This window comes from Chloracidobacterium validum, assembly GCF_018304825.1.
In the GTDB taxonomy this organism is placed as follows: Bacteria; Acidobacteriota; Blastocatellia; order Chloracidobacteriales; family Chloracidobacteriaceae; genus Chloracidobacterium; species Chloracidobacterium validum.
The window spans coordinates 107,501-134,349 of sequence record NZ_CP072648.1 but is presented as its reverse complement, the minus strand read 5'-3'; the positions used below and the strand labels follow the sequence as shown (position 1 = coordinate 134,349).

The 26,849-nt window shown below is 59.9% G+C and carries 24 protein-coding genes and 2 rRNA genes (1 of these 26 cut by a window edge); 13 read left to right on the top strand and 13 right to left on the bottom strand.

Annotated features, from left to right (window positions below):
* Positions 1 to 14 precede the first annotated feature (14 nt).
* The gene (locus tag J8C06_RS00540; RefSeq protein ID WP_211428861.1) at positions 15 to 1,391 is read right to left on the bottom strand and encodes an FAD-dependent oxidoreductase; all 1,377 of its coding nucleotides are present in this window, start codon (positions 1,389 to 1,391) and stop codon (positions 15 to 17) included.
* 229 nt (positions 1,392 to 1,620) lie between these two features.
* Here J8C06_RS00540 and rfaE1 point away from each other — a divergent pair, with 229 nt between their 5' ends.
* From rfaE1 to J8C06_RS00525, 3 genes are all read left to right on the top strand, one after another.
* Positions 1,621 to 2,640: a D-glycero-beta-D-manno-heptose-7-phosphate kinase gene (gene rfaE1, locus J8C06_RS00535; RefSeq protein WP_211428860.1), complete on the top strand. Its 1,020-nt coding sequence runs from the start codon at positions 1,621 to 1,623 to the stop codon at positions 2,638 to 2,640.
* Between the two features lie 160 nt (positions 2,641 to 2,800).
* Entirely contained in the window at positions 2,801 to 3,928 is a 1,128-nt protein-coding gene (locus J8C06_RS00530) for a citrate synthase (protein ID WP_211428859.1), read from the top strand.
* A 45-nt stretch (positions 3,929 to 3,973) separates the two neighbouring features.
* Positions 3,974 to 5,170 (top strand): M14 family zinc carboxypeptidase, encoded by a 1,197-nt coding sequence (locus J8C06_RS00525; RefSeq protein WP_211428858.1) that lies wholly within the window; start codon positions 3,974 to 3,976, stop codon positions 5,168 to 5,170.
* 12 nt (positions 5,171 to 5,182) lie between these two features.
* Here J8C06_RS00525 and J8C06_RS00520 read toward each other — a convergent pair whose 3' ends face one another.
* Positions 5,183 to 6,205, bottom strand: a complete 1,023-nt coding sequence (locus J8C06_RS00520; protein WP_211428857.1) for a dipeptide epimerase — start codon at positions 6,203 to 6,205, stop codon at positions 5,183 to 5,185.
* Between the two features lie 149 nt (positions 6,206 to 6,354).
* Here J8C06_RS00520 and J8C06_RS00515 point away from each other — a divergent pair, with 149 nt between their 5' ends.
* From J8C06_RS00515 to cdd, 6 genes are all read left to right on the top strand, one after another.
* A complete protein-coding gene (locus tag J8C06_RS00515) occupies positions 6,355 to 7,227 on the top strand; it encodes an SDR family oxidoreductase (protein WP_211428856.1) in 873 nt (290 codons plus the stop codon).
* Complete coding sequence (locus J8C06_RS00510; protein WP_211428855.1) at positions 7,224 to 8,828, top strand: glycosyltransferase; 1,605 nt, start codon at positions 7,224 to 7,226, stop codon at positions 8,826 to 8,828. The genes J8C06_RS00515 and J8C06_RS00510 overlap by 4 nt, the downstream gene beginning before the upstream one ends.
* 46 nt (positions 8,829 to 8,874) lie before the next feature.
* The gene (locus J8C06_RS00505; protein WP_211428854.1) at positions 8,875 to 9,507 is read left to right on the top strand and encodes a radical SAM protein; all 633 of its coding nucleotides are present in this window, start codon (positions 8,875 to 8,877) and stop codon (positions 9,505 to 9,507) included.
* A gap of 154 nt (positions 9,508 to 9,661) precedes the next feature.
* The gene (locus tag J8C06_RS00500) at positions 9,662 to 11,086 is read left to right on the top strand and encodes a S8 family serine peptidase (protein ID WP_211428853.1); all 1,425 of its coding nucleotides are present in this window, start codon (positions 9,662 to 9,664) and stop codon (positions 11,084 to 11,086) included.
* 125 nt (positions 11,087 to 11,211) lie between these two features.
* A complete protein-coding gene (locus tag J8C06_RS00495) occupies positions 11,212 to 11,844 on the top strand; it encodes a lysophospholipid acyltransferase family protein (protein ID WP_211428852.1) in 633 nt (210 codons plus the stop codon).
* Complete coding sequence (cdd, locus tag J8C06_RS00490) at positions 11,841 to 12,350, top strand: cytidine deaminase (protein ID WP_211428851.1); 510 nt, start codon at positions 11,841 to 11,843, stop codon at positions 12,348 to 12,350. Before J8C06_RS00495 ends, cdd begins: the two co-directional genes overlap by 4 nt.
* 26 nt (positions 12,351 to 12,376) lie before the next feature.
* On the opposite strand, the gene J8C06_RS00485 is transcribed toward cdd, so the two are convergent.
* The 3 genes from J8C06_RS00485 to J8C06_RS00475 form a co-directional block, all read right to left on the bottom strand.
* Positions 12,377 to 13,138 (bottom strand): TIGR00266 family protein, encoded by a 762-nt coding sequence (locus J8C06_RS00485; RefSeq protein ID WP_211428850.1) that lies wholly within the window; start codon positions 13,136 to 13,138, stop codon positions 12,377 to 12,379.
* An 80-nt stretch (positions 13,139 to 13,218) separates the two neighbouring features.
* Positions 13,219 to 14,934: an AMP-binding protein gene (locus J8C06_RS00480; RefSeq protein WP_211428849.1), complete on the bottom strand. Its 1,716-nt coding sequence runs from the start codon at positions 14,932 to 14,934 to the stop codon at positions 13,219 to 13,221.
* A gap of 185 nt (positions 14,935 to 15,119) precedes the next feature.
* The gene (locus J8C06_RS00475) at positions 15,120 to 15,842 is read right to left on the bottom strand and encodes a Bax inhibitor-1/YccA family protein (RefSeq protein ID WP_211428848.1); all 723 of its coding nucleotides are present in this window, start codon (positions 15,840 to 15,842) and stop codon (positions 15,120 to 15,122) included.
* Between the two features lie 141 nt (positions 15,843 to 15,983).
* Here J8C06_RS00475 and J8C06_RS00470 point away from each other — a divergent pair, with 141 nt between their 5' ends.
* Positions 15,984 to 17,204, top strand: coding sequence for a class I SAM-dependent rRNA methyltransferase (locus J8C06_RS00470; RefSeq protein ID WP_211428847.1), 1,221 nt, complete (start codon positions 15,984 to 15,986; stop codon positions 17,202 to 17,204).
* Between the two features lie 12 nt (positions 17,205 to 17,216).
* On the opposite strand, the gene dnaN is transcribed toward J8C06_RS00470, so the two are convergent.
* Positions 17,217 to 18,335 carry a DNA polymerase III subunit beta gene (dnaN, locus tag J8C06_RS00465; RefSeq protein WP_211428846.1) on the bottom strand — a complete coding sequence of 373 codons (1,119 nt, stop codon included), beginning with the start codon at positions 18,333 to 18,335 and terminating at the stop codon, positions 17,217 to 17,219.
* Positions 18,336 to 18,460: 125 nt separating this feature from the next.
* Here dnaN and nadC point away from each other — a divergent pair, with 125 nt between their 5' ends.
* Complete coding sequence (nadC, locus tag J8C06_RS00460; RefSeq protein ID WP_211428845.1) at positions 18,461 to 19,318, top strand: carboxylating nicotinate-nucleotide diphosphorylase; 858 nt, start codon at positions 18,461 to 18,463, stop codon at positions 19,316 to 19,318.
* Here the strand turns inward: nadC and purQ are convergent.
* From purQ to J8C06_RS00445, 3 genes are read right to left on the bottom strand one after another with little or no spacing between them, the layout of a single operon-like run.
* Positions 19,296 to 20,081 (bottom strand): phosphoribosylformylglycinamidine synthase subunit PurQ, encoded by a 786-nt coding sequence (gene purQ / locus J8C06_RS00455; protein WP_455423704.1) that lies wholly within the window; start codon positions 20,079 to 20,081, stop codon positions 19,296 to 19,298. The genes nadC and purQ overlap by 23 nt on opposite strands.
* Positions 20,082 to 20,135: 54 nt before the next feature.
* Positions 20,136 to 21,677: an FAD-dependent oxidoreductase gene (locus J8C06_RS00450; RefSeq protein WP_211428844.1), complete on the bottom strand. Its 1,542-nt coding sequence runs from the start codon at positions 21,675 to 21,677 to the stop codon at positions 20,136 to 20,138.
* Complete coding sequence (locus J8C06_RS00445) at positions 21,674 to 22,201, bottom strand: hypothetical protein (RefSeq protein ID WP_211428843.1); 528 nt, start codon at positions 22,199 to 22,201, stop codon at positions 21,674 to 21,676. Before J8C06_RS00445 ends, J8C06_RS00450 begins: the two co-directional genes overlap by 4 nt.
* Before the next feature lie 116 nt (positions 22,202 to 22,317).
* Between J8C06_RS00445 and hemF the strand changes: the two genes are divergently transcribed.
* Entirely contained in the window at positions 22,318 to 23,274 is a 957-nt protein-coding gene (hemF, locus tag J8C06_RS00440; protein ID WP_211428842.1) for an oxygen-dependent coproporphyrinogen oxidase, read from the top strand.
* Between the two features lie 79 nt (positions 23,275 to 23,353).
* Here hemF and J8C06_RS00435 read toward each other — a convergent pair whose 3' ends face one another.
* Positions 23,354 to 24,397 carry an amidohydrolase family protein gene (locus J8C06_RS00435; protein WP_211428841.1) on the bottom strand — a complete coding sequence of 348 codons (1,044 nt, stop codon included), beginning with the start codon at positions 24,395 to 24,397 and terminating at the stop codon, positions 23,354 to 23,356.
* 373 nt (positions 24,398 to 24,770) lie between these two features.
* The gene (locus J8C06_RS00430; RefSeq protein WP_455423703.1) at positions 24,771 to 25,604 is read right to left on the bottom strand and encodes a restriction endonuclease; all 834 of its coding nucleotides are present in this window, start codon (positions 25,602 to 25,604) and stop codon (positions 24,771 to 24,773) included.
* A gap of 3 nt (positions 25,605 to 25,607) precedes the next feature.
* Here J8C06_RS00430 and J8C06_RS00425 point away from each other — a divergent pair, with 3 nt between their 5' ends.
* A complete protein-coding gene (locus J8C06_RS00425) occupies positions 25,608 to 26,108 on the top strand; it encodes a nuclear transport factor 2 family protein (protein ID WP_246602044.1) in 501 nt (166 codons plus the stop codon).
* A 13-nt stretch (positions 26,109 to 26,121) separates the two neighbouring features.
* Here J8C06_RS00425 and rrf read toward each other — a convergent pair.
* A 5S ribosomal RNA gene (gene rrf, locus J8C06_RS00420) occupies positions 26,122 to 26,238 on the bottom strand.
* Between the two features lie 42 nt (positions 26,239 to 26,280).
* A 23S ribosomal RNA gene (locus J8C06_RS00415) occupies positions 26,281 to 26,849 on the bottom strand; it runs 2,314 nt beyond the window's last position.

Sequence of the window (26,849 nt, the reverse complement as noted above, 5' to 3'; positions counted from 1 at the left end):
CGCTCAACAACTGCTCAGGCGCTCAACAACTGTTTGATGCGGGTGGCTTCACGCAAGCCGGAGAGATAGGCCCCATGAACCGTCCCGCGATAGGCCGCCGACGTGTGCTCTCCGGCAAAGCGCAAGCGCTTGCCAACCGGCGCGGCCAAGGACTCGAAGTCCTGGCGCGTCGCTCCAACGGAAGCAAACGAATAGGCCCCACGCGCAAACGCATCGCTTCCCCAGCGCGTGACGAGAACCCGCTCCGGCGCTGGCACATCGCCAAACATCGTCCGTAGCGTCGCCATCACGTCGTCCGTAATCTGGGCGTCTGATTGCTGCTCAAAGGTCCGCCCGTAGCTGTCAAAGGCAAAGGTGACAAGGGCGTTGACATCGCAGAACGTACGGGTGTTGAGGAAGTAGTTATACTTTCCCATCACGCTCGACTGAAAGCCAAAGTATTGGGTTTTCACATCCCAGTGGGGCTGGCCAAACACCAGACAAACCTTGTTGACGACGCCGACCCTGACCCGGGCTATCGCCTCACGCTTGCGGGCCGGGAGGCCGGGTGAAAACGTGACGCCGCCGGACTGCAAGACGCCCAACGGCAATGTCACAATGGCAGCGTCGGCTTCATAGGTTTCGCCATGCGTGTCGGTCACGCTCACGTGCTCGTCGTCGTAGGCGATACTCGCCACTATTGTTTCGGTTTGGATATCAAGACCCTGGGCCAGCCAGTTCGTCACGGCATCGTAGCCGTCAATCATCAAGACATCCTTGCCGGGATATTTCTCATCATTCTGCCATTCGGCAGCGGAAAGGCGTTCGATGCTCCCGCCACTGTCAAACTCCATGTAGGCCGATAGAAAGTACCGCATCAGCGGATCAGCCAGGGCTTCCGGCGCGATTCGGCGCAGCGCCAGCGCGACGCTCTCATCACGAGTTTGCTTTGGCGCGTCAGCTTCGAGTCGCTTGACCAAATCGCGGTAGCGCCGCTCGCCCTTGGTCATGGACGGACCATCCACAACCTGGCCACGGCTGTCATACATCAAAACGCTTTCATCATCGGTCACAAACATCCGTCCCTTGGCCTTGGTTGCCAACTCGGTAATCGGGTTGCCCTCCGGGCCGTGAATCCAAGCCGCGCCCAAATCAAATGGGAAGCCCAGCGACCGATCGGTGTGAATGCGTCCGCCGATATAGTCCCGCGCTTCGAGCACCTTGACCTCAACTCCGGCATCCGCCAGCGCGCGGCCCGCGGCGAGACCGGCCATGCCCGCGCCAATCACGACGACCTTACCGGCAACCGGGCGTCCAGCCACTGAGCGCGCCAATGCCAGGAACGGCGAGCAGGTCGCCAAAACGTGTAGAAAATGCCGCCGTGAAAACCGCGGCAACGCAAACGGTTTCATCAGACCTTCCCACCTTTAGAAATTTCGCCCGCAGAGACTACCCAAGCCACCTGCGAACGACAAGAACCGGGTCTGCGCCACCAAATAGGCCGGTGGACTCGGTCAAACGGCGCGTGAACTCTACAAACGCCACCATTGACGACCCTTCGCGGTCTTCGTCACACTAAGCCATTGAGCGTACCGGCGCTGCCGGCGTCACATCAACCGCTTGCGCTCGCCGACTTCCCAGATGCTCCCGAAACCACCTTGGCCGACCTACCCTGAATATGAATCAGCCCTAGCCGCGCTGAATGGGCAGCGCATCCTCGTCCTAGGGGACGTGATGCTCGACGAGTTCTTTTGGGGACGCGCCAACCGCATCGCGCCAGAAGCGCCCGTGCCGGTGGTCGAAGTTGAGCGTGAGAGCTACGCGCTGGGTGGCGCGGCAAATGTCGCAGCCAACATCCGTTCACTGGGGGGACTACCGTTTGTGATTGGCGTCGTTGGCGACGACCTTGCCGCCGAGCACCTCCGCGACGCCATGCTGCGCTGGCACCTGGAATGGCAGGGGCTGGTCGTGGATGCCAGCCGCCCGACGACGCGCAAGACCCGCGTGATGGTCAACGCCCACCAACTGGCCCGCTTCGACCGCGAATCCCGGCAACCCATTTCCACCGCCATCGAAGCCGACCTTCTGGCCAGGATTGATGACTGGTTGCCACAGGTGAGCGCCGTCGCCGTATCAGATTACGATAAAGGCGCGCTCACGCCGAATCTTTTGCGGCAGGTGCTGACGCGCGCGCGCCAGCGTGGTCTGCCGGTGGCACTTGATCCGAAGCCGGCCCGCTTCACCGCTTATCAACCGGTCACGGTCGTGACGCCCAACCACCTCGAAGCCGCGGCCATTGCTCAACTACCGATCACGGACGAGGCGTCACTGGAAGCGGCCTGCCGATGCCTTTCCGCCATGATTGGCGCAGCTCATGTGCTCGTTACACGTGGCGAAGCGGGCATGACGCTCTATGAAGCCACGGGGCAGATGCAGCACATCCCGGCCGCCGCGCGCGAAGTCTATGATGTGACCGGTGCCGGCGACACGGTTCTGGCGGCGCTCGCCCTTGGGCTGAGTGCCGGACTCACCCTGCCCCAATCCGCCCACATCGCCAACCGCGCCGCCGGTGTGGTGGTAGGCAAACTGGGCACGGCGACCGCCCGACCGGAAGAAGTGCTTGCCGGGCAAGCCACCTCGGCGCTCCCACCGGCGCGTTGACCGGCGGCATGAGGCTTTGTTATGGTTCGTACACTTCGGTACCAGCCCGCCACCAGAAACGTTTATTTATACAGGAATCCCCCTTCGGCCGGGTTGAGTTTCGAGATATGACGGCAGGGTTGCCGAATAGATTACAATCTCAATCTCCAAAGGAGCGGACATGGCGCACGAGGACTTTGTCAAAGGTTTGGAGGGCGTGTTGGCAGCGCAATCATCCATTTGTTTTATTGATGGCGCGGCGGGTCGCCTGACATATCGCGGGATTGATATTCAGGACTTGGCTGAAAACTCGACGTTCGAGGAAACGGCGTATTTTTTATTGTTCGGCACTTTACCCCAGCAAACTGAACTGGACGCCTTTATCAAGCAACTGCAAACCGAACGGGAAGTTCCGGCCGAAATCTACACCTTGCTGCGAACGTTGCCGTCCACGGCGACGCCGATGGAAGTGCTGCGCACGGCAACGTCTGCGCTCTCGGCCTACGATCCGGACGGACACGACAATAGTGATGCGGCCAATGTTCGCAAGGCGGTGCGCCTCATCGCCCAGATGACGACGCTCACCACGGCGTATGACCGCATCCGGCGCGGACTGGACCCAATCCAACCAGACCCATCGCTTTCCACGGCAGAAAGCTTCCTCTATGGACTCACGGGCGAAAAACCCCATCCGTCCAGTGCCCGCGTGTTTGACGTATGCCTGATCCTGCACGCCGACCATGAGCTGAACGCTTCGACCTTCGCCGCCCGGGTGATTGCGTCAACGTTGTCGGATGTCCATGCGGCCGTTACTGGCGCGATTGGCGCACTGGCCGGCTCGCTCCACGGCGGGGCCAACCAGCGCGTGCTGGAAATGCTGCTCGAAATTGGGGAACTCGACCGAGTCGAAGCTTACGTGGACAACCTCTTTGCCAATAAGAAGAAGATCATGGGCTTTGGGCATCGGGTATATCGCACGATGGACCCACGCGCGACCGTCCTGCGCAAGTTTGCCAAGCAGTTGGGTGAAGACGTTGGTAACACGAAGTGGTACGAAATGGCCGAACGGATTGAGCAACTCGCTTTTGACCGCAAGAAGCTCTATCCCAATGTGGACTTTTTCTCCGCGCCGGTCTTTTACACGCTCAATATCCCAGTAGACCTGTTCACGCCAATTTTTGCGTGCAGCCGCATCGCGGGCTGGGTAGCCCATACGGTCGAGCAGTTGCGTGACAACCGGCTCATCCGTCCACTTGCGCTTTACACCGGAGCGGAAAAGGCGAACTACATCCCCATGGCGGAACGCTAGCCGATAGTGGGACACTAGGTCGCGCCAGACTGGAGCGCGCTTGCCATGCCGGGCTTATCCGGGGCAACCCTCGCCTTTGTCGAGCGGCTTGCCGCGCACTATGACCGTTATGTCGTTCAGGGAGCCACGCCCCGCCTGACGGCGGCGGCGCTGGCGGCTCACTTGCAAGACCTCGCGGCTCAAGACGGGCGCATCAAGGTTGATGTTGCGGGTCGGTCAGCCGTCGGGCGGCCGATTCACCGGGTGATGGTTGGGCAGGGCCGGCGGCGCGTTCTGATGTGGACGCAGATGCACGGCGACGAACCGACCGCCACCCTGGCCGTGCTCGACATCCTGAGCGCCCTCAACTACTTCGGACAGGACCCGGCACTGGATACGACGCTCAGGGAAGTCCAGGTCTGCATCCTTCCAATGCTCAACCCAGACGGGGCAGAGGTTTTCCAACGGCGGACAGCCCAGGGCATTGATCTCAACCGGGATGCCCGTTGCTTGCGGACGGTCGAAGCGCAAACCCTCAAGCGGACGCACGATACCTTCGTCCCGGACTACGCCTTCAACCTACACGACCAAAACCCACGCTACACAGTTGGGGAGAGTCGCCGCTTGACCGCCATGGCGTTTCTCGCGCCCGCGCACGATGCTTCCGGCAAGGACAACGTCGCCCGTCGCCGCGCCAAACGGCTGGCAGCGGCGCTGGTCCAGCTTTTGACGCCTTACATTTCCGGCCACATGGCCCGCTTTGACGATACCCATGAGCCGCGTAGCTTTGGCGATGCCATGCAAGGCTGGGGAACGAGCGTCGTCCTGGTCGAATCAGGTGGCTGGCGCAATGATCCGGAAAAGGCTTTTCTGCGGAAGCTCAACACAATTCTGCTGCTAGGCGCGCTTCACGCCATTGCCGGCGACGAATGTGACGAGATAGAAGTATCGGCCTATGAAGCGCTTCCCACCAATACGAACCACTTCTATGACCTGATTTTTGAGTCCGCCAAGCTTGACTTCGGCAATGGCATTCCGCCAATCACCGCCGACATTGCCATCAACCTCAACGACAGTTGGCAGGCGTCGCCGGCGGATATTACGCGCGGGCGGGTGATGGACGTGGGCGACCTGCGGGACTATGAAGCCAATGAACGCTGGTCGCTGGCCGGGCAATCGGTCAATGGCACCGAACTCAGCCTCGACGCCGAGATTGATGTGGACATGCTCCGCGCTATCGCGCGGCCCAGCGCGCCTTCCTGACCCAGACTGAGCTCACTGACTGGTTCTGGGATGCGCGCCGATCCCCGGATCGGGCTGGGGCAGCATCCGCCCATTGACCAACCGCGCGCCTTCAAAGGGATCGTGGGCAATGAGCGCCGCGCCATCCAAATCAGCCCAGTCGGCAAGCGGCGAAAGCTGGACGGCAGCGGAAATCGCGCAGGATGTTTCAGTCATGCACCCCAGGAGGGTTCGCAGCCCAAGCGCCCGCGCCGTCGTCAATATGGCCTGGGCGGCGCGTAACCCGCCGCACTTGGCCAGCTTGACATTGACACCGTGGTAAACCCCCGGCGCGCGAACGACATCCGACAGCGTCCGAATGGCCTCATCGCCAATAATCGGCAGTGGGCTGCGCTCGGTCAGCCAGGCATGATCGGCGACCCGCGCGGCCGAAAACGGCTGTTCAACGAACAGGACGTTTTGTTCAGCCAACCAGCCGATGAAATCCAGCGCCGCCACGCGGTCCTGCCAACCCTGATTGGCATCCACGGAAAGCGGTCGGTCAGTCACGTCGCGCACAGCCTGCACCAGCGCCCGGTCATCAGCCCCACCCAGCTTGAGCTTGAGAATTCGATAGTCAGTTGCCTGTGATGCCTTGCGTCGAAGGGCTTCGGGCGTATCCAGTCCCAGGGTCAACGACGTCGCCGGAATCCGCGCCAGATCAAATCCCCAGAGCACGTAGAGCGGCCGTCCGATGACCTTGCCAAACAAGTCATGGAGCGCGATGTCCACCGCAGCCAGCGCGGGCGGCAGCTCGCCCACTGCGGCGGCAGCCGTCGCCAGCCGGGCATCCAGGTTTAGGGGGTCGGCATCGTCTGCCCAGTCAATCCGGCTCAACGCCTCGCAGACGCCGGATGGTGTCCATCCCAAGTACGGCGGCAGGGCAACTTCACCGTAGCCAATCAACCCGCCATGGTGCAGCTCCACGAGCACGGCCGGGGTGGTCGTCCGGCTGCCAACCGCCAGGGTAAACGGCGCTTTGAGTTCCAGTGTCCACGGACGCGCAACCAAACGCATGGGACTGATCCTGCTGACCTAACCATCACTCACGACCTGCCAGCCGCCAATGACGTTTGTTTTCAGTCTAAAAAACACAGAATAATTGACGACGGATGGAGTTTCTTAGATAACCTAACCATACTAAATTTGTTGCCATCAACTGAAACATGAAACGAATTGCGCTTGTGACCGGGGGCACGGCTGGCATCGGCAAGGAAACGGTGCGCGGGTTGGCGCGGGCCGGACTCGCCGTTGTTTTGGTCGGACGCAACCATCAAAAGTGTGCGGATGTTGCCCAGGAACTCTGCGCCGACACCGGCAACCCCGACATCACAGCCCTGACGGCCGATCTGTCGCGCCTGGATGACATCCGGCGCGTGGCGGCGGAGTTTTGCGCGCGCCATGCCCGGCTGGATGTTCTGGTCAACAATGCTGGGGCGATCTTTGACACGCGGCGCGTCACGCCCGACGGATTCGAGCAAACCTTTGCGCTCAACCACCTGTCGTATTTTTTGCTGACCAACCTGCTTCTCGACCGCCTGACCGCCAGCGCACCCGCCCGGATTGTCAATGTCAGCTCAACCGCGCACCGCTTTGTTTCCGGGGTAGATTTCGCTGATCTTCAGTTTGAGAGGAAGCCCTACGCCGCCATGACGGCCTATGGGCAATCAAAGCTCATGAACATTTTGTTCAGCCACATGCTAGCTCGGCGGTTGGAAGGCACGGGCGTGACTTCCAATAGCCTGCATCCGGGCGGTGTGGCGTCAAACTTTGCCGATAACACGACCGGATGGTTTCGGCTGACGGCCAAAGCACTCAAATGGGCGGTGGGAATTTCTCCGGCGCGCGGCGCCGAGACCTCGCTGTACTTGGCAACCTCGACCGACGTGGAAGGGGTCAGTGGCAAGTACTTTGAACGCTGCCGCGTCACGCCCGCCAGCGCCGCCGCAACAGACCAAGTGGCGCAGACGCGCTTATGGCAAGTGAGCGAAGAAGCCGTTGGCCAGGTGTTTCCCGCGCCGGCAGGAGTTACCTTGTGATTTTTGACGCTCCGCCAGTTTCCTCGGTCACACGTCCATCCACGGCATCCACCACGTCACCAACCCGGCTGGGGCAGGCGCTCGCCATCTTACTCCTCACTTGGTGGATACTGCCATTTCTGGCCTTCTTCGTGGTTGCCGCGCCGGGCGGGATTGGATTCGAGTTTCAACTCGGTTTCAAAAGTGGAGCGACCGCACTGGTGCTAGCCAGTTTGGTGGCGCTGGGGCTTCGCCTCGTGGCGATGGGCAGCTCGCTGGTTGAAATCTGGCGGCGGCGGAAACGGCGCGCCGTTGAAATGGAGTGGACGCTACCAAATTCCGAACGGATTCGACCGATTTCGATTGTGCTGTGGCTGTCCGGAGGGCGGGAACAAGCCGTTGAAACCATTGATCGCCTGCTGGTGCTGGACTACCCACGCTTCGAGGTGATTGTCGTCAACGATGGGGTGACGGATGGCACGCAGGCTTGCCTGCAAGAAGCATTTTTACTCCACCCAACCTCACGCATCATTCAGCAAAGCGTCCCCATGAAGGCCGAGCCGACGCTTTACGCCTCGGCCAAGCATGCCAATCTGACAGTTGTCGCCAAACCGGAAACCGGACGGGAAGATTCCCTCAACTGCGGACTCAACCTCTCACGCTACCCGCTCATCTGCGCACTCGACGCGCAAGTTACCCTTGACCCCGACGCCCTCATTGAACTTGCCAGAGGCTTTATCGAGGAGGTAGCGCAAACCGTCGCGGTGAGCTGCCTGGCCGAGTTTCCAGGCGACACCTCGACGCCAAGCAGCTCCGACATCCGTTTATCGGCCGATGGTATCGCGCCGTCTTACGTGATGACGCAGCGGTTGGTGAGCACCGCGCCGGCGTCGCGTCCGCTCGATGACCTGCAACGCGTTGACCGGGCGGCCCAGTTTCACGCCCAGTGGTTTCTCCGCGCCGGGGTTGGAAACATGGCGCTGCTGCCCGGTGTGGTGTCGCTCCTGAAGAAAACTGAGATTGTGGCAGCGGGTGGCTACCGAACCGGACGCGCAGCCGATACGCTCGACCTGTTGTTGACGGCTTACGCCGCGCGCAAACAGGAAGAAACGCGGAGGGTCTTGTTTTTGCCGGAAGTCATGGCCCGCATTCCACCTGCCAGCTCCCTGGATAGCGCCATGACGGCACGGGCCGTTGCCACGCGGGAAACCTTTGGCGTCATCGTCCGCCATCTGGGCCTGACATTTGGCGGGCAGGGTGACTGGCGCGCGCGGGTGGCGCTACCGATTTTTATTGTCGCATCTATCGCCGCGCCTATCTGGGAATGGTTCGCCATCCTGTTGGTGGACATTGCGGCCCTTGCCGGGGGCTTCACCTTCAGCGAACTCGTGGCGCTCCTGGTGCTGTTTGTCGCCATCGGGCTGGCGGATGGCCTGTGCGCCATCCTCTGTGACGAAGCCTCCAATCGTCGCCGTCGTTCAACGGCAGAGATACTTCGCTTGGTGCTCGCCGCAGTCAAGCATGCCGTTGGCTTCCGGTGGATGATGGGACTGGCGCACCTACGTGGCATGCTGGCGTACATTTCAGGAAGCTCAATCCGTGAAACGATAGTGCTGAAGTAGCCGATTGTCTGAGTCAGCTTTGCTTTCGGAGTGAGCCGTTTTCCCCATGCGCGTTACCGAGATTTTCTTCAGCATCCAAGGGGAATCCAGCTATGCCGGACTGCCCTGCGCGTTTGTGCGCACGACCGGCTGCGACCTCCGGTGTACGTGGTGTGACTCGGAATACACCTTCACCGGCGGAACGCACATGTCGGTCGAAGCGATTCTGGAACGGGTGCATGCCTACCCGACCCGCCTCGTCGAACTCACCGGCGGTGAGCCACTGCTGCAAAAAGACATTCACGAACTTGCCGAAAAGTTACTCGACGAAGGCTACACGGTGCTGATTGAAACCGGCGGACACCGGGATGTCTCCGCACTTGACCCACGGATCGTCAAAATCCTCGACATCAAGTGCCCCGGCAGCGGCATGGTGGAAAAAAACCTGTGGTCAAATCTGGACTACATCACCCGGCGCGACGAGGTCAAGTTTGTGCTCGCCGACCTGTCGGATTACTTTTGGGCACGCGAAATCCTCCGCATTTACCGGCTGGAGCAGCGGACGAACGTCCTGTTTTCAACAGTGCATGGCGTCGAGCGGCAACCCATCGTTGAGCGTCTGTTAGCCGACGGTCTTCAGGTTCGGTTTCAGGCGCAGTTACACAAGCTCATTTGGCCGGCTGAGATGCGCGGTGTCTGACAAGCCTGGCCGCACCTGCTTTCACGCCGGCCAATCCGCCGAGGCTTACCACGACCCGCTTGCCGTCGCGCCGACGAAGGTGTAGCGTTTTTTCTACCATTACGGGCTGCGTTCGATGCTACGCGGCTGTCATTCCGCCATGGGAGATCACGTCATGCGTCCATCTACACTCAAGCATCTTGCCCTTGGCTGCGCGGTCATTGCAGCGGCTGGCGGGATTGGCCTGATGCGCCGCCTGCCAGCGCCGAAGCCGCGTGGCATAAAATCTTGCCGAGTCGAAGTCAAGCCGAGCCAGCCGCCTTCGGCGGCAACCGTTGCGGAACGCCCCGAAAGCTATGGCTTCATCGTCAAATACAAGCGAACCGCCAAGCCCAGCCTGATCATGCAGATGCTTGAGCAGATGAACGTTCGCAATCCATATCGCTACCCCAATCTCCCTCAGTTCGCCTTTGGCATGTACCCGGAAAGCGAAGCCGGCGCGACCGACGCTTTTCTGGAGCGCCTACGGAAGCATCCGGGCGTGGAGTATGTCGAACCGAACTACGTGTACAAAATTGGCGACACGCGGCCCGACGATCCCGGCTTCGCCGAGCAATGGGGACACTTCAACGATGGGCAGCCCATCAAAGGTGGGCGTCCGGGGATTCCTGGCGTGGACTCGGCCGTGCTCGCGGCCTGGGATGTCACCACCGGCAACCGTGATGTCGTCGTGGCGGTGATTGACACAGGCGTTGACTACCTGCACGAAGACCTTGCCGACAACATGTGGGTCAACGAGCGTGAAATCCCCAACAACGGGATTGACGATGACGGCAATGGCATCGTGGACGATTACTATGGCTATAGCGCCGTGGGTAACAGCGGCAATCCCATGGATGACAACGGTCATGGCACACACTGCGCGGGCGTCATCGGCGCAAAAGGTGACAACGGGGCCGGGATTGCCGGCGTCAACTGGGATGTCCGCATCATGGCGCTGAAGTTTCTTGATGCCAATGGGCGCGGCACGCTCAACGACGCCCTGGAGTGCATTGATTACGCGATTGCAATGAAGCAGCGTGGTGTCAACCTGCGCGTGCTCTCGAATAGCTGGGGTGGCGGCGGCTACTCGCGGGCACTGGAAGACGCCATCCGCACGGCGAATGCGAACGACATCCTCTTCGTGGCAGCCGCCGGCAACAGCGGGACCAACAATGACCGAGTGCCACACTACCCAGCTTCCTACAACGTCGCCAATGTGCTTTCGGTTGCAGCACTCGCGCCCAATGACACACTGGCGTCGTTTTCCTGTTATGGCACGAAAACGGTTCACCTGGCCGCGCCGGGTGTGGATGTGTACAGCACGGTCCCCGTCCACATCTTCGGGCAAGGCTACAAGCACTTCTCAGGCACTTCGATGGCAACGCCCTACGTCGCCGGGGCAGCGGCCCTGGTGCTGGCGCGGGACCCAAAGCAGTCGGTCAAGCAGCTCAAAGCCCAACTGCTCCGCTCGGTAACACCGGTTGCTGCACTCGACGGGCGACTGGTAACGGGTGGACGCCTCAACATCGCGCGGGCGCTGGGCGTCCGAGGTGAATAGACGCTTACACGGTTTCCGCAGCACTGCCTGTTCACAGCGTCGGATTATTGCTCACGCCCTCGCCGAGCTTGGCGGGGGCGTTGCGCATGCCGTTGCGGTGGATGACTGCTGGCTCCAAACAAGCCATGAATTTCCATCAGCGCACTATCGTCTATATGACCCGTCCGGCCTTGCGGTTGGCGCTCCACCCATTCTTTCGGATGACGTACGCCGGCGTCGAGCATGTGCCGAAGACCGGCCCCGTGCTGTTAGCGCCGAATCATCAGGCTTACGCCGACCCGTTTTGGATTGGGCTGCCGATTCGCCGTCCGATTCATTTCATGACCTGGAGCCGTGTCTTTCGGGTGTCGTACTTACGTCCGTTCCTGCGCTATTTCCAGTGCTTTCCAGTTGACCACGACAAGCCATTCGACAAACGCGCGCTCAAGATCACACAAGACCTGCTTCGCGCTGGCCAGATTGTCATGATTTTCCCCGAAGGCGGACGGACACCCCACGGCGACCTACAGGATTTCAAAGCCGGGGCCTTTCGAATTGCTGTCAAAATGCAGGTGCCGATTGTGCCGGTCACGCTCAACGGCGGATTTGAAGCGTGGAGCATGTACCGCAAGCTCCCCCGGCCAGGCAAAATCAGGGTTCACTTTCACCCGCCAATGTACTTTTCAGCCAATGACCGCGATTTGAAGGAAGTAACGGCTGAGGCTGCCCGCGCCGTGCGCGAGGTAATCGCCAGCAAGCTCCTGCGCCCACCATCATGACTGAATCAGCCACGACCGACCCGGTCAAGCCAGAGCCGAAAACGAACCTCAGCGATGCGGCACTGATTGCCGCCGCACAGGCAGCGCGGCGGCACGCGCATGCGCCTTATTCAAAGTTTTCCGTTGGGGCGGTCATTCAAACGCGCGACGGACGCTTTTACACCGGCTGCAACATTGAAAACGCCTCGTTTGGACTCACGGTCTGCGCCGAGCGCGTGGCGCTGTTCAAGGCGCTTTCCGAAGGCGAGCGGGCTTTCCGCGCGGTTGTCATTGCCGCTGATGCCGCGACCCCAACGCCGCCGTGCGGCGCCTGCCGACAGGTCTTGTGGGAATTCTGCGGCGACATCCGCATCGTCAGCACCAACCCACAGGGTGTAACGGGCGAGTGGTCGCTGGCGGCGCTGCTGCCGGCGGCATTTGACGACCAGAACCTGAAGCCGCTCGACCAGACTCCGGCCCAAGCTGCCGAGACCCCGGCTCCCCAGTCAACCAGCACTCAGTCCTGAAAGGCGCGCTAACTTCGTTGGCGTCCTTAGTTGTCGTCGCCAAACAGGCTGCTCGACGTGCTGCCAGCGCGTGGCAAGGTCGTGGCAATTCGTCCGACGAGTCGGCTAAACGGTAGCGTCTGGAGCATGACGTAGCCGGGACCTGTCAATGACGCCAAAAACAACCCTTCACCGCCGAACAGGGCATTTTTGAAGCCACCCACAAACTGGATATTGAACTGCACCGACGGCTGGAAAGCCACGACGCAGCCGGTATCCACGCGCAGGGTTTCGCCTGGCCGTAACGTGTGGGAGATAATGGCCCCGCCGGCGTGAATGAAGGCTAATCCGTCACCTTGCAGGCGCTGGAGAATAAAGCCTTCACCGCCAAAAAAGCCTGCGCCAAGTCGCTGCTGAAAGCCAACGCTGATGTCCGTCCCCCGCGCGGCGCAGAGAAACGAGTCCTTCTGGCACAGCACTTCGCCGCCAAACTTGGCCAGATCGATGGGGATGATCTTGCCGGGATAGGGCGCGGCAAAGGCTACGTCGGCCCGCGCCTGACCGTAGTTGGTAAAGGTCGTGATAAAAAAGCCTGCGCCGGAAAATACGCGCCCAACGGCCTTGGCCAGATTGCCGAAGAAGCCCTTGGAGCTATCCGTCGCCATGGTCGTCTGCATTTGAATGCCGTCCGTCATGTAGAGCATCACGCCGGCTTCGGCAAGCACTTGCTCATTTGGGTCAAGGGTGATGATCACGCCCTGCAAATCATCCCCAACAATACGGTAATCAATAACATCCGACTGCGGCATGTGATGAACCTTCCTGGGACAAGCTGCGCCTTGGCGGCGGTTCGTTCGTAACACAGTCGCCAAGTAGGAAACAAAGTGTTTTACGCTCGCCCTAGCTCACGCAGGACGGCTGCGCGCAGTTTGTACTTTTCCACCTTATTGGTCAGCGTGCGCGGTAGCTCCGTTACCAGGCGCACATACTGCGGTTGCATAAACTTGGGCAAGTGCTCATTCGCCCACGCCAGAAGCTGTGCCTCGGTGAGCGCACCATCCGACTTTGGGACGACAAACGCCACAATATCGTCCTCATCGCCTTCCACGGCAGGAATCGGGAACACGGCGCACAAGGCAATCTCTGGGTGCTGATGCAGCAGGTCTTCGACAACATAGCTGGAGAAGTTTTCCCCACGTCGCCGGAGTCGGTCGCCCAGTCGGTCAACGAAGAAGTATTCACCGTCGGCACTCACGTAGGCCGCATCGCCCGTGTGGAACCACAGGTTGCGAAAGGCTCTGAGGGTGGCCTCCGGTTTGCCCAGATAGCCGTCAAACAGGAGTCCCGGAATTTTGGGACGAAAACAGAGTTCCCCCAGCTCGCCCGGCGCGCAGGGATAGCCGTTGGCGTCCAGAATGGCAACCTCATGAAAGGGCATCGGGTGGCCCATGGCCCCTTTGGTCGTCACGGCCGCGCCCGCGACCACCGGCACGCCAAACCGTTCGGCGACTTGGCGGATGTGGGCGCGGGTCGCGCCTTTCCAGTGTTCGGGTGGCGTTCCTTCACCTTCCGGCATTTCCTCGATGACCAGGCACAACCCCAAGCCAGACTCCGTCTGGCCGAAGCCGGTCGTGACAATGTCAAATCCGAAGCGGCGCGCGATTTCCTGATGATTGAGTGGCAACGGCTGGAGATGCACCTTCGCCAACGGCGTGGCGCGGTCGTCAGCGCGTGGTGGGGCCTTCATCAACCAGGGCGTCATGACATCGAGCAAGATGGCCGTCGTTGCGCCGCGCTTTGCGATTCGCGCCCAGAACTCCTGTGGGCTGAAACGATTCCACACGGCAACTTCGCACCCAACCCACGCAGCGCGCGCGATGAGCGCAAAAGCCCCGGCAATGTGATACATCGGCAGGTCGCAGTAGATGACATCCTCGCGGGTCAACAACTTGCGCGCCAGGAAGCAATACTGGTTCAGACAGCGGAAGGGCAGGATGACCCCCTTGGACGGCCCAGTGGTTCCCGAGGTATAGACGATGCTGGCCGGATCGGTGTACCGAACGGTTAGGTCCGGGCGCGGGGCCGGGGCCAGTAATTCCGCCCAGTCCAAGGCCGGAAACTCGGACGGCAGCGGCACACGCTCGGACGGTGGCACGTGGTCGTGAGCGGTGTCCGGCGCGTCATACACCACGGCCCGCGGCGGCCGCGCCAGTTCGGCGGTGATTTCCGCCAAGCGCGGGATTATTCCTGGCTCGGTCAGCAACAAGTCCGGTTGCGTATCGTTGAGCGTGTAGGCAAGCAGCTTTCCGGTGAAGGTATAGTTGATCGGACAAAAGACCGCGCCGGCTTTCCAGATGCCAAACATCGCCAGCGTCGTTACCAGCGGATTGTGCAGGAGTACTGATACCCGGCTGCCCCGTCCGATGCCCAGGCGGGTCAGGTTTCCGGCAATCCGGTCGGTGATGTCCGCCACTTCGCCAAAGGTCAGCGCGCGGTCATCTTCACCGTAATAGAAGTACACGGCATCCGGTGAGGTGTGGGCCCAGGCATCGAGCCGCTCAAAGACGATTTCCTCGCGTTCAAAATCGGTGAGTAAGTCGCGCATAGACGTTCCGCGGGGTGGAGAGCTGAAGTGTTGGCCAGGTTGATTTGAAGTTTTATGTCCGGCCGACCGTGGCACGCAAGCCTGTGCCCACACCAAACAGCGCCATCCCCCGCGCACGCCCAAAAAAGAAAACCGAGGCCGCCGAAGGGCAGCCTCGGTTTCACCAGCAGCAGCAACTGGCGGGACTATTCGTCCCCACCCAGGATGTTGAAGATGTTGAGCAGGTGAATGAACATGCCAAAGAAATCCAGGAACAAGCTCAACGCACCAGCTACATATTCATCCGTCGGCAGGTCGCGCATGATGCTTGATGTGTCATAGAGCACATAGCCGGCAAACAGCAGCACCGCGCCTGAAGAAATCGCCAGTGACAGCACGCTTGACCCAACGAAAATACCGATGAGTGAAGCAATCAGAATGACGATCAGACCGGTGAAAAGAAAACCGCCCAGGAAGCTGAAATCCTTGCGAGTGACGAACGTGTACGCCGTCAGCCCACCAAAGGCCGCCACCGCCAGCCCGCCCGCCGCCAGAAGCGACAGCGGATTGCGTCCGAGCGCAAACAGGATGAGCGGCGAGATCAGTAAGCCCTCAAAGAAGGTAAAAGCAAAGAGCGCCGCCAAGTTGACGCCCCGGACGCGGCGAACGGCACTTACCGCGAACACCGAGCCAATGAGCAAAAGCAGCGCCAGCCAGTAGTACTGGACAATCGCCATCCAGATTCCGGTCACGATGGCGGTCACCACGCCAGCGATGGCGCAGAAGATACCGCCGAGAAACAGCGCATACACCTTGCGGATAAAGCCCATGCGCGCGGCCAGGGTGGCATCGGCCGCGGCCAGCGTGCTGCCAAAACCATAAGCTGGTGGCGACTGCCGGTCGAACTGATCATAGCGATAATCGTTCATAACTTCCCTCCCAACAGGTACATTCTAGTCGAGGCTTCCTCGCCTTGCGCTTGCACGGGTTGGTCCACAAGGCGTAACGGCCCAAGTATGCTAACTGAGAAACGCCGAATCTAACCAGCAGTTCCCGTGGAGCGCGCCCGAATGCCGAACGTCAACCAACCAACCCAGCGTACCCAAACCACCCTGTTCCCAGCCCTTCGATTGCGCGTCAATCGGGATAAATCCGTCCGCAACCGTCACCCCTGGATTTTCTCCGGGGCCATCGCGGACTGGCCCAACTGCCTTGAAGCCGGTGGACTCGCGGCCGTCGTCGCGGACAACGGCGATCACCTTGGCTATGCTTACGTCAATCGCCGGTGCTCACTGGCAGCGCGCATGGTCTCGTTTGGAGATACCGAGCCGCACGCTGCCATTCGGGAACACCTCGCGCGCGCCGTTGCGCTCCGTCACCGGCACTTCAACCCAGACCAAACCAACGCCGTCCGGCTCGTCAACAGCGAAGGTGATAACCTGCCGGGCCTCATCGTGGATCAGTATGCCGATGTGCTGGTGGTTCAAATTTCGACGCTCGGCATGGAGCGTCTCAAGCCGCTCGTGCTCGAAACCCTGGTTGAACTGGTCAAGCCACGCGCCGTTTACGAAAAATCCGACGTGGCCGCGCGTTACGAAGAGGGATTGACCGATGTTGTCGGACTGCTTCACGGACGCGACTTCGGTCCCCTGATTGTCACTGAAAACGGACTACGCTTTCACGTTGACATCAAGCGTGGGCAGAAAACCGGGCTGTTTCTCGACCAGCGGGACATGCGCGCCCTGCTTGAAACACTGTCGGCGGGCCGGCGCATTCTCAATGGATTTGCTTACACCGGTGGGTTTTCGGTTTACGCGCGGCGCGGCGGGGCAAGGCAGGTAGTTTCCGTGGATAGCTCAGATGGGGCGCTCAAGCTGGCACAGGCCAACGTTTCCCTGAACGGCTTTTCCACCGCACTGGACGACTTCATCGAGGCTGATATGTTTGCTTATCTGCGGACAACGGATACTGGGGCCTTTGATGTCATCATTCTCGACCCACCCGCTTTTGCGCGCAAAAAAGAGGATGTGCTGCGCGCCGGACGGGCCTACAAAGACCTCAACCGACTCGCCATCGCCAACGTTGCGCCCGGCGGACTCGTTCTGACCTGCTCTTGCTCCCATTTCGTGGATGAAAAACTGTTCGGGCAGATTGTCTTTCAAGCGGCTGGCGAGACTGGGCGGCAAGTCCGCGTGCTGCACCGTCACCGGCAAGCGTTCGATCACCCGGTCAGCATTTTTCATCCAGAGGGAAGTTACCTGAAAAGCCTGTTGCTCAGCGTGGATGATTAGCCGGCGGCAAACTCAGGCCCGCATCGGCATGACCACATACCGGTAGGTATAGCCATCCCCATCCACCGGGCGCAGTTCGATCTGTGAAATTTCATCCTTGAACTCAAACCGCGTTTGGGTGCTGTGCGCAGCCGTGAGGAAATCCATCATGTAGCTCACATTGAACGCAATCGTCATGGATGGGCCTGGATAATCCACACTGAGGGTCTCAACCGCTTCACCCGATTCTGGCGACTGCGCTGTAATCTCGACCCGGCCTTCCGCCGTGTGGAGCTTGACCGCATGCGTCGTCTCGTCCGCGACAACGCCAACCCGCTTGAATGCCGCCACCAGCCGGTCGGTTTCAAAGACGATGCTCTTGTCATTGCTTTTAGGCATGACGCCTTCGTAGTTTGGAAACTGCCCGGCCAGTAGCCGCGAAGCAAAGGTTCGCGCGCCAACCTGGAAGAACACGTGGTGGTCATCCTGACCAAAGGCAATGTCGGCATCGGTAGCATCCGCGGCGAGCCGCGCGACTTCAGCCAAGGTCTTTTTTGGAATGAGGAGGTTGACGGGCTTGCCAGCTTCCCCCACCGAAAGGCTGTCTGGTTTCTCGATGAAAGCCAAGCGGTGGCCGTCCGTTGCTACCATGCGGAGGAGCCGGCCATTGACCGCAACCTGGACGCCGTTGAGCTGGTAGCGCGATTCTTCCTGTGAGGTCGCAAAGAGCACGCGCGGAATCATCGTCCGCAAAATCCCGGCTGACACCGCCAGTGGCAACGGCGGTGTTTCAGGCAGCGATGGGTAGTTTTCCGGTGTGGGGCTGAAAAGTCGAAACCGCGAGCGTTCACAGGTAAGGTTCATGTTGCCGCTGCCGTCGCTCTTGAAATGAATGTCGGCATCGGGGAGATTGCGCGCGATGTCAAACAACCGCCGGGCCGGGAGAAGGATCGTACCACCCTGCTTGATCGTTGCCGGGCAGGAAGTCTTGAGTGTCGCATCGAGGTCTGTCCCGGCCAGGGAAAGCTGCCCCCCTGACGCCCCAGTAATTAGCAGGTTGGATAAGATCGGGATGGTGGTTTTCTTTTCGACGACATTGTTGAGAAAGGCGAGTTCCTTGAGTAAATCAGCTTTAGCGACCGAGAATTCCACGTCACATTGCCTCCACTTCCATTTGATTTTCAGGCGAAGTGCGCAATTATGCGCGGGCAGGCTATCGCAAGCAACCGTCGCCTGGCTGTCCCGTGACTATCCCACAGATTCCCATAGAAGACACGATGCGACTTGACCCAATTGCTATTGAAAACCTGATTTCGCAGTTTCTCGCTGAAGACCTGGGACGCGGCGACGTCACGACTGACGCCATTTTGACCCAGGACGTCAAAGCCCGTGGGCGTTTTCTGGCCAAGCAAGACCTGACGCTTGCGGGCCTTGAAGTCGCTGAAATGGTGTTTCAGTGGTTTGACCCTGAAATTCAAATCCAGACCTTCTACCTGGATGGCGACACCGTACCCGCCGGCAAGGAGATTGCGCGCATTGTCGGGCCGGCGCACATGCTGCTGGCCGGAGAGCGGGTGGCGCTGAATCTGCTCCAGCGGATGTCCGGGATTGCCACCCTGACCCGCGCTTTCGTCCAGGCCATCGAGGGAACGGAAGCCGTCATTGCCGACACGCGCAAAACCGCGCCGGGGCTGCGCCTGCTCGACAAATATGCCGTTCACGTCGGTGGCGGCCACAACCACCGCTTTGGCCTCGATGATGGGATTCTCATCAAGGACAACCACATTGCGCTGGCCGGCGGCATCGAGCCGGCGTTGCGCCGGGCGAAGAAAAACGCCTCACACTTGCTCAAAATTGAAGTCGAGGTCAGTACGCTCGACCAAGCCCGCGAAGCCGTTTCGGAAGGGGCGGACGTTATCTTGCTTGACAACATGACCGTGGACCAAGTGCGCGAGTGCGTAGCGCTCGTCCGCGAACTTGAGCCACCCGGACGCCAAACCCTCATCGAGGTATCCGGCAACATGGCGCTCGACACCGTTCGCGCCTATGCCGAAGCCGGAGCTAACCTCATTTCAGTCGGGGCGTTGACCCACAGCGTCAAAGCGGCGGACATCAGCTTGAAATTGTCGCCATAGCCCCGGCCCGGCGTCGCCGTTCGGCATCGTGCAGCGTGAGCATCAGCGACTGGAAGAACCGCAAGCCATCACCGCTGCCGAGCGATTCTTCACAGGCTCGTTCAGGGTGGGGCATCAAGCCCAGGACGTTGCCTTCGGCGTTGAGGATACCGGCGATATTGTGCAGCGACCCGTTGGGATTGGCGGCCGTAGTTGGCGCGCCGTGGGCGTCCACGTATCGAAACAGTACTCGCCCATCGGCCTCCAGTTGGGCCAGGTCCTCCGGCGTGCAATAGTAGTTTCCCTCGCCGTGCGCGATGGGCAGGGTAACGACTTCACCGGCGGCGTAGGCGCGCGTAAACGCGGTGTCAGCACGTTCCACCCGCACGCGCACCAAGTCGCAGCAAAAGCGCAAGCTGACATTGCGCAGCAAGACGCCCGGCAGGAGTCCGGTTTCACACAGGATTTGAAAGCCGTTGCAGATACCAATCACGTACCCCCCCCCAGCCGCATGCTCTCGCACGGCACGCATCACCGGCGAGCAGCTTGCGATCGCTCCACAGCGCAAATAGTCACCGTAGGAAAATCCGCCGGGCAAAATCACCACATCACAGTCGGCAACCGAGGTTTCGGCGTGCCACACAAAGCGCACCGGCTGCCCGATGAGCTTGCTGATGACGTGATAGGTGTCGTGGTCGCAGTTGGAACCGGGGAAAACGACAACACCGAATTTCATGGCGGCATGGCTTTCGTTGAAAAATTCGAGGCGCGAAGCAACTTCCAAGCGCGCACATTATCGCTTCATCCGGTCGGACACAATCAAACCGATGCTCAGGTTTTACCACGCTCGGAGGATGCGGCTGGCGCAACTCAAGCCCGACGCCGCCACCGAGGGCACCCCTTGCCCTGGAAAACAGCTATCGCCGGCGCAGTACAGTCCGCGAATCAGCGAGCCACCCTGCGGCTTGAGCAGCACGTCTGGACCCCGCCGCAAAAGCGGGCCGTACGTGCCACGGGAACGCGCCAAGTAGCGTTCATTGGTCAGTGGCGTCCCAACCGACACGACATTCACTGTTTCCACAGCATTTGGAATGACCCGCTCAAGCATCTGGAGCATGTGCTGTGCAGCGGTTTCCTTCGCAGCGCGGTAGGCCGGCGTCCGGCGCAGGCCACCGCCATTGGCGCCGGCCTGCGTCAGCGCCGACCAGTCATCATAGCGATCCACCATGAAAGCATGGACATTATGGTAGCCCGGCGGAGCAAGACTTGCATCGTGTAGTGATGGCAGCGAGACAAACAGCATGCCACGCGGCCGGTCGTAGGCTTCCCAGTCATTGACGACAATGTGGTGGACAACCGTTTCGCATGGCAGGTTTGCCACCGCGACGCCGCCAAACAAGCTCGTGAAGCTATCGGCCTGGGCATAACGCAACGACTGCTCTCGAAACGTCACGCCGGCCAGTGGATGCTGGCGGAAAAGTCGTCCGAAGGTATCCCACAGCGTTGCGTTTGAGACGACGGCGCGGGCTGTGATGTCTTCGCCGGTCGCCAGCTTGACGCCGTGGACGCGCCCACGGTCGAGGATGCCGGCGCTCACGCGGCTCCCGTAGCGAACCCGTCCACCGTGGCGCTCGATGCCGGCGGCCAGTTTCTCCGCAATGACGCTACACCCGCCCATCGGGTAGCGCACGCCGTTCACATGACGGTCGCCGAAGACCAGCGCGGCATTCACCAGCGGCGTTGCGCTCGCGCCGGTCAGCGCCCAGCAAAAGGTCTCGATGTCAATGAACCGCCGCAGACGCACATCCCGGATATGCCGGCGCGCCAGATCGCCAAGCGTGGTCAACGCTGCCTGGCTCATGCGCAGGGCGTCAAACGGGGCCGTGGCCACGCCCCGGACAAGCCCCGGCACGTCATCGAGCGCGATCAGCGGCACCCGGGCCATGACTCGGTACGCCGCCATGGCGGCGTCATAGAAAGCGCGGATGCCGGCGCGTTCGTGTGGGAAATAGCCGGTCAACTCATCAAGAAACTGCTCACGGTCATAGTGCGCACGAATTTCCATCCCATCCGGCAGGTGGTAGTGAATCTGCACGTCATCGCGCTGCGTCTCGACGGCTTCTCCGACTTCGGCCAAGGCTTCCGCCACGAAGTTGATGGTGCCTTCCGTGCCCAGCCCATAAAGCAATGACGCGCCAACGTCGAAACGGTACCCGGCGCGGGTGAAGTACGATGCGCTGCCGCCCGGTACGCTGTGCTGCTCCAGCACCAAGACCCGGACGCCCTGCCGCGCCAAGCGCGCCGCCGTGGCAAGACCGCCAATCCCAGAGCCAATCACCACGACTTCCGGCTGCCAGCTATCAGTGTGTGGCATCATCATGGCTTGGCGAAGCGCAGTCCGTTGATGACGCAGAAGAAGTCGCGGACTTCACTCTCCGGCGTTTTGACGCCAGTCATGGTTGGGCGAGCCGTGATGGATTGCCCTGGCGCAAGTTGCTTGACGTTTTGAGCGGCCAGCGGATAGGCAAGCTTTTCCGCGATGGTTTTTTCTTCCATATCAATCAAATACACCCGTAGCTCAAGGCCGGTAAGGGTCCGGTCACCGCGATTTTCGATGCGGCAGACATATTCGTAGCGGTCACTGGTTTCGCCATTGATCACCAGGCGATCCAATGTCACCAGGCTGACGCCTTCGCGCCGGAGGTAGTCATCAAATTCCGGTGCTCCGGCTCGCAGCATGCCCTCGGCCATTTTGATGGCAGCCGTTTCACGGCTGTTTTTTTCCCACCACATCACCAATCCGACGGCCACGGACACCAGACAGAACGTCACGGCCACGATGAGCAGCATGGTTCGGCGGGCGGTGGTGGGTGGGGCGGCAGCTTGTGTTTCAAGGTCAAACATAAGGGGTTGTCGTAAAACCTGTTCGGCGCGTGATTTTCGTCTGACGTAAGCCTAGCGCGTGGTGTAGCTTGGCAAAAGAAGGAGTCGCACCTCAACGGGGAAAGGATTGATTTGGAATGATAGCTACGGAGTTGAAACCAAGTGGCGCGCCCGTAACCGCAAGCGCCACCTTACGCGAGCGGGCAGAAGCTTTCTTCAAGTCCCTACAGGATGACATTTGCGCGGCACTCGACCAGCTCGACGGTGCCGCCAAGTTTCACGAAGACCTCTGGGAACGGGAAGGCGGTGGTGGCGGACGTACCCGCGTGATGGCGGACGGCCGGATTTTTGAAAAGGGCGGCGTCAACTTTTCGTCTGTTCACGGACTCATGCCTGAAAAATTGGCAGCCCGGATGATGCCGGGTGAAGAGCGAACGTTTTACGCAACCGGTATTTCGCTGGTTATTCATCCACGGAGCCCGATGGTGCCAACCGTGCATGCCAACTTTCGCTACCTTGAACAAGGCAGCAGCGCCTGGTTTGGCGGCGGCGCGGACCTGACGCCCTACTACCCGTACCGGGAAGACGCCGTTCACTTCCACCAGACGCTCAAGGCCGCCTGTGACCAGCATCATCCAGACTACTATCCGCGCTTCAAGCAGTGGTGCGATGAATACTTCTTTCTCCCGCACCGGAATGAGACCCGTGGTGTGAGTGGAATTTTCTTCGACTACCTCAAGGCCGACGAGCAAACCGACCTGGAGACTGTCTTTGCCTTCGTCCAGACGGCCGGAAAGGCGTTTCTGCCGGCCTACCTACCGATTGTTGAGCGGCGGCAGGCAGAACCGTACGGCGATGCCGAGCGCGAATTCCAACTCATTCGGCGCGGGCGGTACGTCGAGTTCAACCTTGTGTATGACCGCGGGACAGTCTTTGGACTTGAAACTCGCGGACGCACCGAATCAATCTTGATGTCACTGCCGCCGCTGGCAAAGTGGGTTTATGACCATCGCCCATTGCCCGGCTCGCGTGAAGCCGAGGCCATGACCTTTTTTACACCCCAGGACTGGTTGGGTCTGAACCAGTCCGCTTGAAGCCGGCGTCGTTACTATTGCCAGTCCTGGATCGGTGACGCTGCCCGGACAGGTCGGTGTCACCGTTTCAGGCGCGGTTTCAGGCGAGTGCGGCGTCATCGCCCCAGTCGTGGCCGGACTCCAACCCAAGAAACTCAACGGCATTCTTCCACAGCAGGCGCATCCGATCATCATCGGAGAACTCATCAATCGCGCAGATGAGCTGTCCGGGTTCATCTTCTCCGAGTGGAAAGGGATAATCACTGCCGAGCACGACGCGCGTCATGCCGAAGACCTTGATGATGTAGCGCAGGGCATCGGCATCGTGAACGAGTGAATCCACGTACATTTGCGGCAGGTAGGTACGTGGCGGCTGCGTAATGTTGAGCTGGCACAAATCCGGTCGCGCGGCCCATCCTTTCGTGATGCGCCCCAACGTAAAAGGGAACGCGCCGCCGCCATGGGCAAAACAGCAGCGCAGCCGGGGCAGGCGCTCCAGCACGCCGCCGAAGATCATCGAACAGATCGCCAGTGATGTTTCGGCTGGCATCCCGACAAGCCAGGGCAAAAAGTAGTTTGGCATGCGTTCGCGGCCGACCATTTCCCAGGGATGGACAAACAGGGCTGCGCCGAGTTCGGCGGCGCGTTGGAAGAAGGGAAATAGCTCGGCGGCGTCCAGATTCCAATCGTTGATGTGCGTACCGATCTCGACGCCGGCAAAACCAAGGTCTTGCGTGCACCGTTCCAGTTCCCGGATAGCGAGTTCGGGCGACTGCATCGGGAGCGTCCCCAACCCCACAAAGTACGCCGGGTGACGGGCGACGACTTCGGCAATGTGGTCGTTGAGAAAGCGCGCCAGATCGTAGGCATCGGCGGGCTTGGCCCAGTAACTGAACATCACGGGAACGGTTGAGAGCGCCTGCATCGTGACGCCCTGCGCCTGGCAGTCCTTGATACGGGCCTCTGGGTTCCAGCAATTTTCCTGCACTTCACGGAAAAAGCGATCATCAATCATGATCCGCGCACAGGTCGAGTTGACATATTCCAGTCGCGGGAAGCCAGGGTAGCCATACTTGTCACGCAGGTTTTCCCAGCGCGGCGGCAAAATGTGCGTGTGCAGGTCGAACTTGTGGAGGGAACCCACGGTAGGCAATCAGCGCAGTGAGATGTTCCGAGCAAAACCAAAACAACGATGGGACGAGGCGCGGCGATTGTTTATATCCTACCGATCACAAGGCTTGAAAGACCGGCCGTGGGAGGTTTGCTTCTTCATCAAGCCATCGGCTATCGGGATGACTGGCACTACGGATTGTTCAAACAGCGCGGATCATAGGGGCGTTTTTTGCGACTACTGGACTCGATGTTGTGAGTACAGCGATGGCAGCGTTGCAGCGGAAGATGTCATACAACGCTCCACTCTATGGGGCCGAACGACCAAGCTCACCGACGCGGGCACCCAATCGCGCCCGAGGTGGCAACTGGCGTGGCCCTGGTTCGTGCAGCACGCTTGTTAGGCCTCAGGGTTCGGTGAAGTAATCTAAGTCCACTCGCTTGATCTCGTAATTGGCGATGACGGCGACGCCGACGTTGTGGTCAATCAACATCTGAGCAAGTTGCTCGCCGTCAATCAGCACAATCTTGCTGTCAATCCGTGAAGCGTAGTCGTGTGCATCCCGCGAGAAATCGGAAGTGGTGATGAAAATGCCCTTCCGCGCTCGCTGTCCCTGAAGTGCTCCGGCAAACTTCTGAATTTCGGGCCTGCCGACCGTATGTTCCCAGCGCTTGGCCTGAATGTAAATGACGTCCAAGCCGAGCTTGTCCTCTTTGATGATGCCATCAATCCCCTCATCGCCGCTCTTCCCGATGGCCCGTCCGGCATCCTTCCGGCTGCCGCCGTAGCCCATCTTGACGAGAAGCTCGACGACCAGACGCTCGAAAAGTGCCGGAGGATTCTGCTTGATTTGCGTGAGGAGGTCAGCGGCCAAGTCAGTGCGCAAACTCTGGTAGGCCCGCTCCAATGCCTCCTCCGGCGTTCGCGTCTGCTCATCATCTTCCGGCTCGCCGTTGGTGGGCAGCTTCCGCAATGCCCTAAAAGCTCTGAATTCCTGATACTGGTTGAGAAACCTGCTGTCTATCCGGGCTGCTTTCTGTACGAGGGCAGCTTGTCCACGCTCGGTAATCTGGAAAAATCCTCGCCGCGTCGAGCGCAAAAGACCAGCCTTCTTCATGTAGGTGCGCGCCCAGCCTACACGATTGGCGAAAACCTCTTGCTGGTCGCTGGTAAGCAGCTCGCGTCGCTCCCCGTCTGAAAGCTTGAACTCGGCAGCCAGCGACTCGATGGCGTCGCGCAACGAATGCTCTATGCCGTCACCGGCAAACCGGAGCAATGGGAGCATTATGGCTTGGTAGTCTGGAATTGGCATATGCTGCGCGAATTGGCGATGAGCGTGTGTTACCAACGTTACGATGTGCGGGCACTCTCCAAGGAGCGATCCGTGAGCACTCAAGCAGCGAACGACACACCCAAGTCCAAGAAGGCGGTGTTTCGTAGGTTGGTCAATATCTATGCAGCCGGCAACTTATCCGCGCTGGATGAGGTGCTCGCTCCGAACTACGTCGGTCACGCATCCGCAGGTGACCGCGACCTTGAAGGATTCCGACAGAGCATCCTGCACTTTCACAACCCTTTCATTTATGACGAGGACTCATTTGAAGTCAATGACCAAATTGTAGAGGGCGAGAAGGTTGCCACGCGCATGACGGCGCACGTCAAGGTTCGCAGGCAAGGCAACCAGCATCAGATACATTTGATGCTTTCTTTGCTAGCCAAATGCAAAGAGGGCGAGGCTGGTTAGGCCTCGCCCATGGATCCGGCAGCTATCTACTTTCCCACGCAGTTGCCCACGCAGTATCATCAACTCTACGGAGCTTAACTTCCGTGTTCGGAATGGGAACGGGTGTGTCCTCCGCGATATGGCCACCGAAAGTGTTGACCCCATCGGGGTTAGTTCATATTCGACAAATTTTGTGGTTAAGCCGATCGGTTATTAGTACGAGTCAGCTGAATGCATTACTGCACTTACACCTCTCGCCTATCAACGTAGTAGTCTTCTACCAACCTGATTGGGAAGTCTCATCTCCGGACTAGCTTCGCACTTATATGCTTTCAGCGCTTATCTATACCCAACTTAGCTACCCTGCGGTGCTGCTAGGCGCAACAACAGGTACACCAGAGGTTGGTCCAACCCGGTCCTCTCGTACTAGGGTCAGCCTCCGTCAAACTTCCAACGCCCACACCAGATAGGGACCGAACTGTCTCGCGACGTTCTAAACCCAGCTCACGTACCGCTTTAATCGGCGAACAGCCGAACCCTTGGGACCTTCTTCAGCCCCAGGATGCGATGAGCCGACATCGAGGTGCCAAACCGCCGCGTCGATGTGGACTCTTGGCGGCGATCAGCCTGTTATCCCCGGCGTACCTTTTATCCTTTGAGCGACGGCCCTTCCATTCGGAACCGCCGGATCACTAAGCCCGACTTTCGTCTCTGTTCGACTTGTCTGTCTCACAGTCAAGCTGGCTTATGCCTTTACACTCT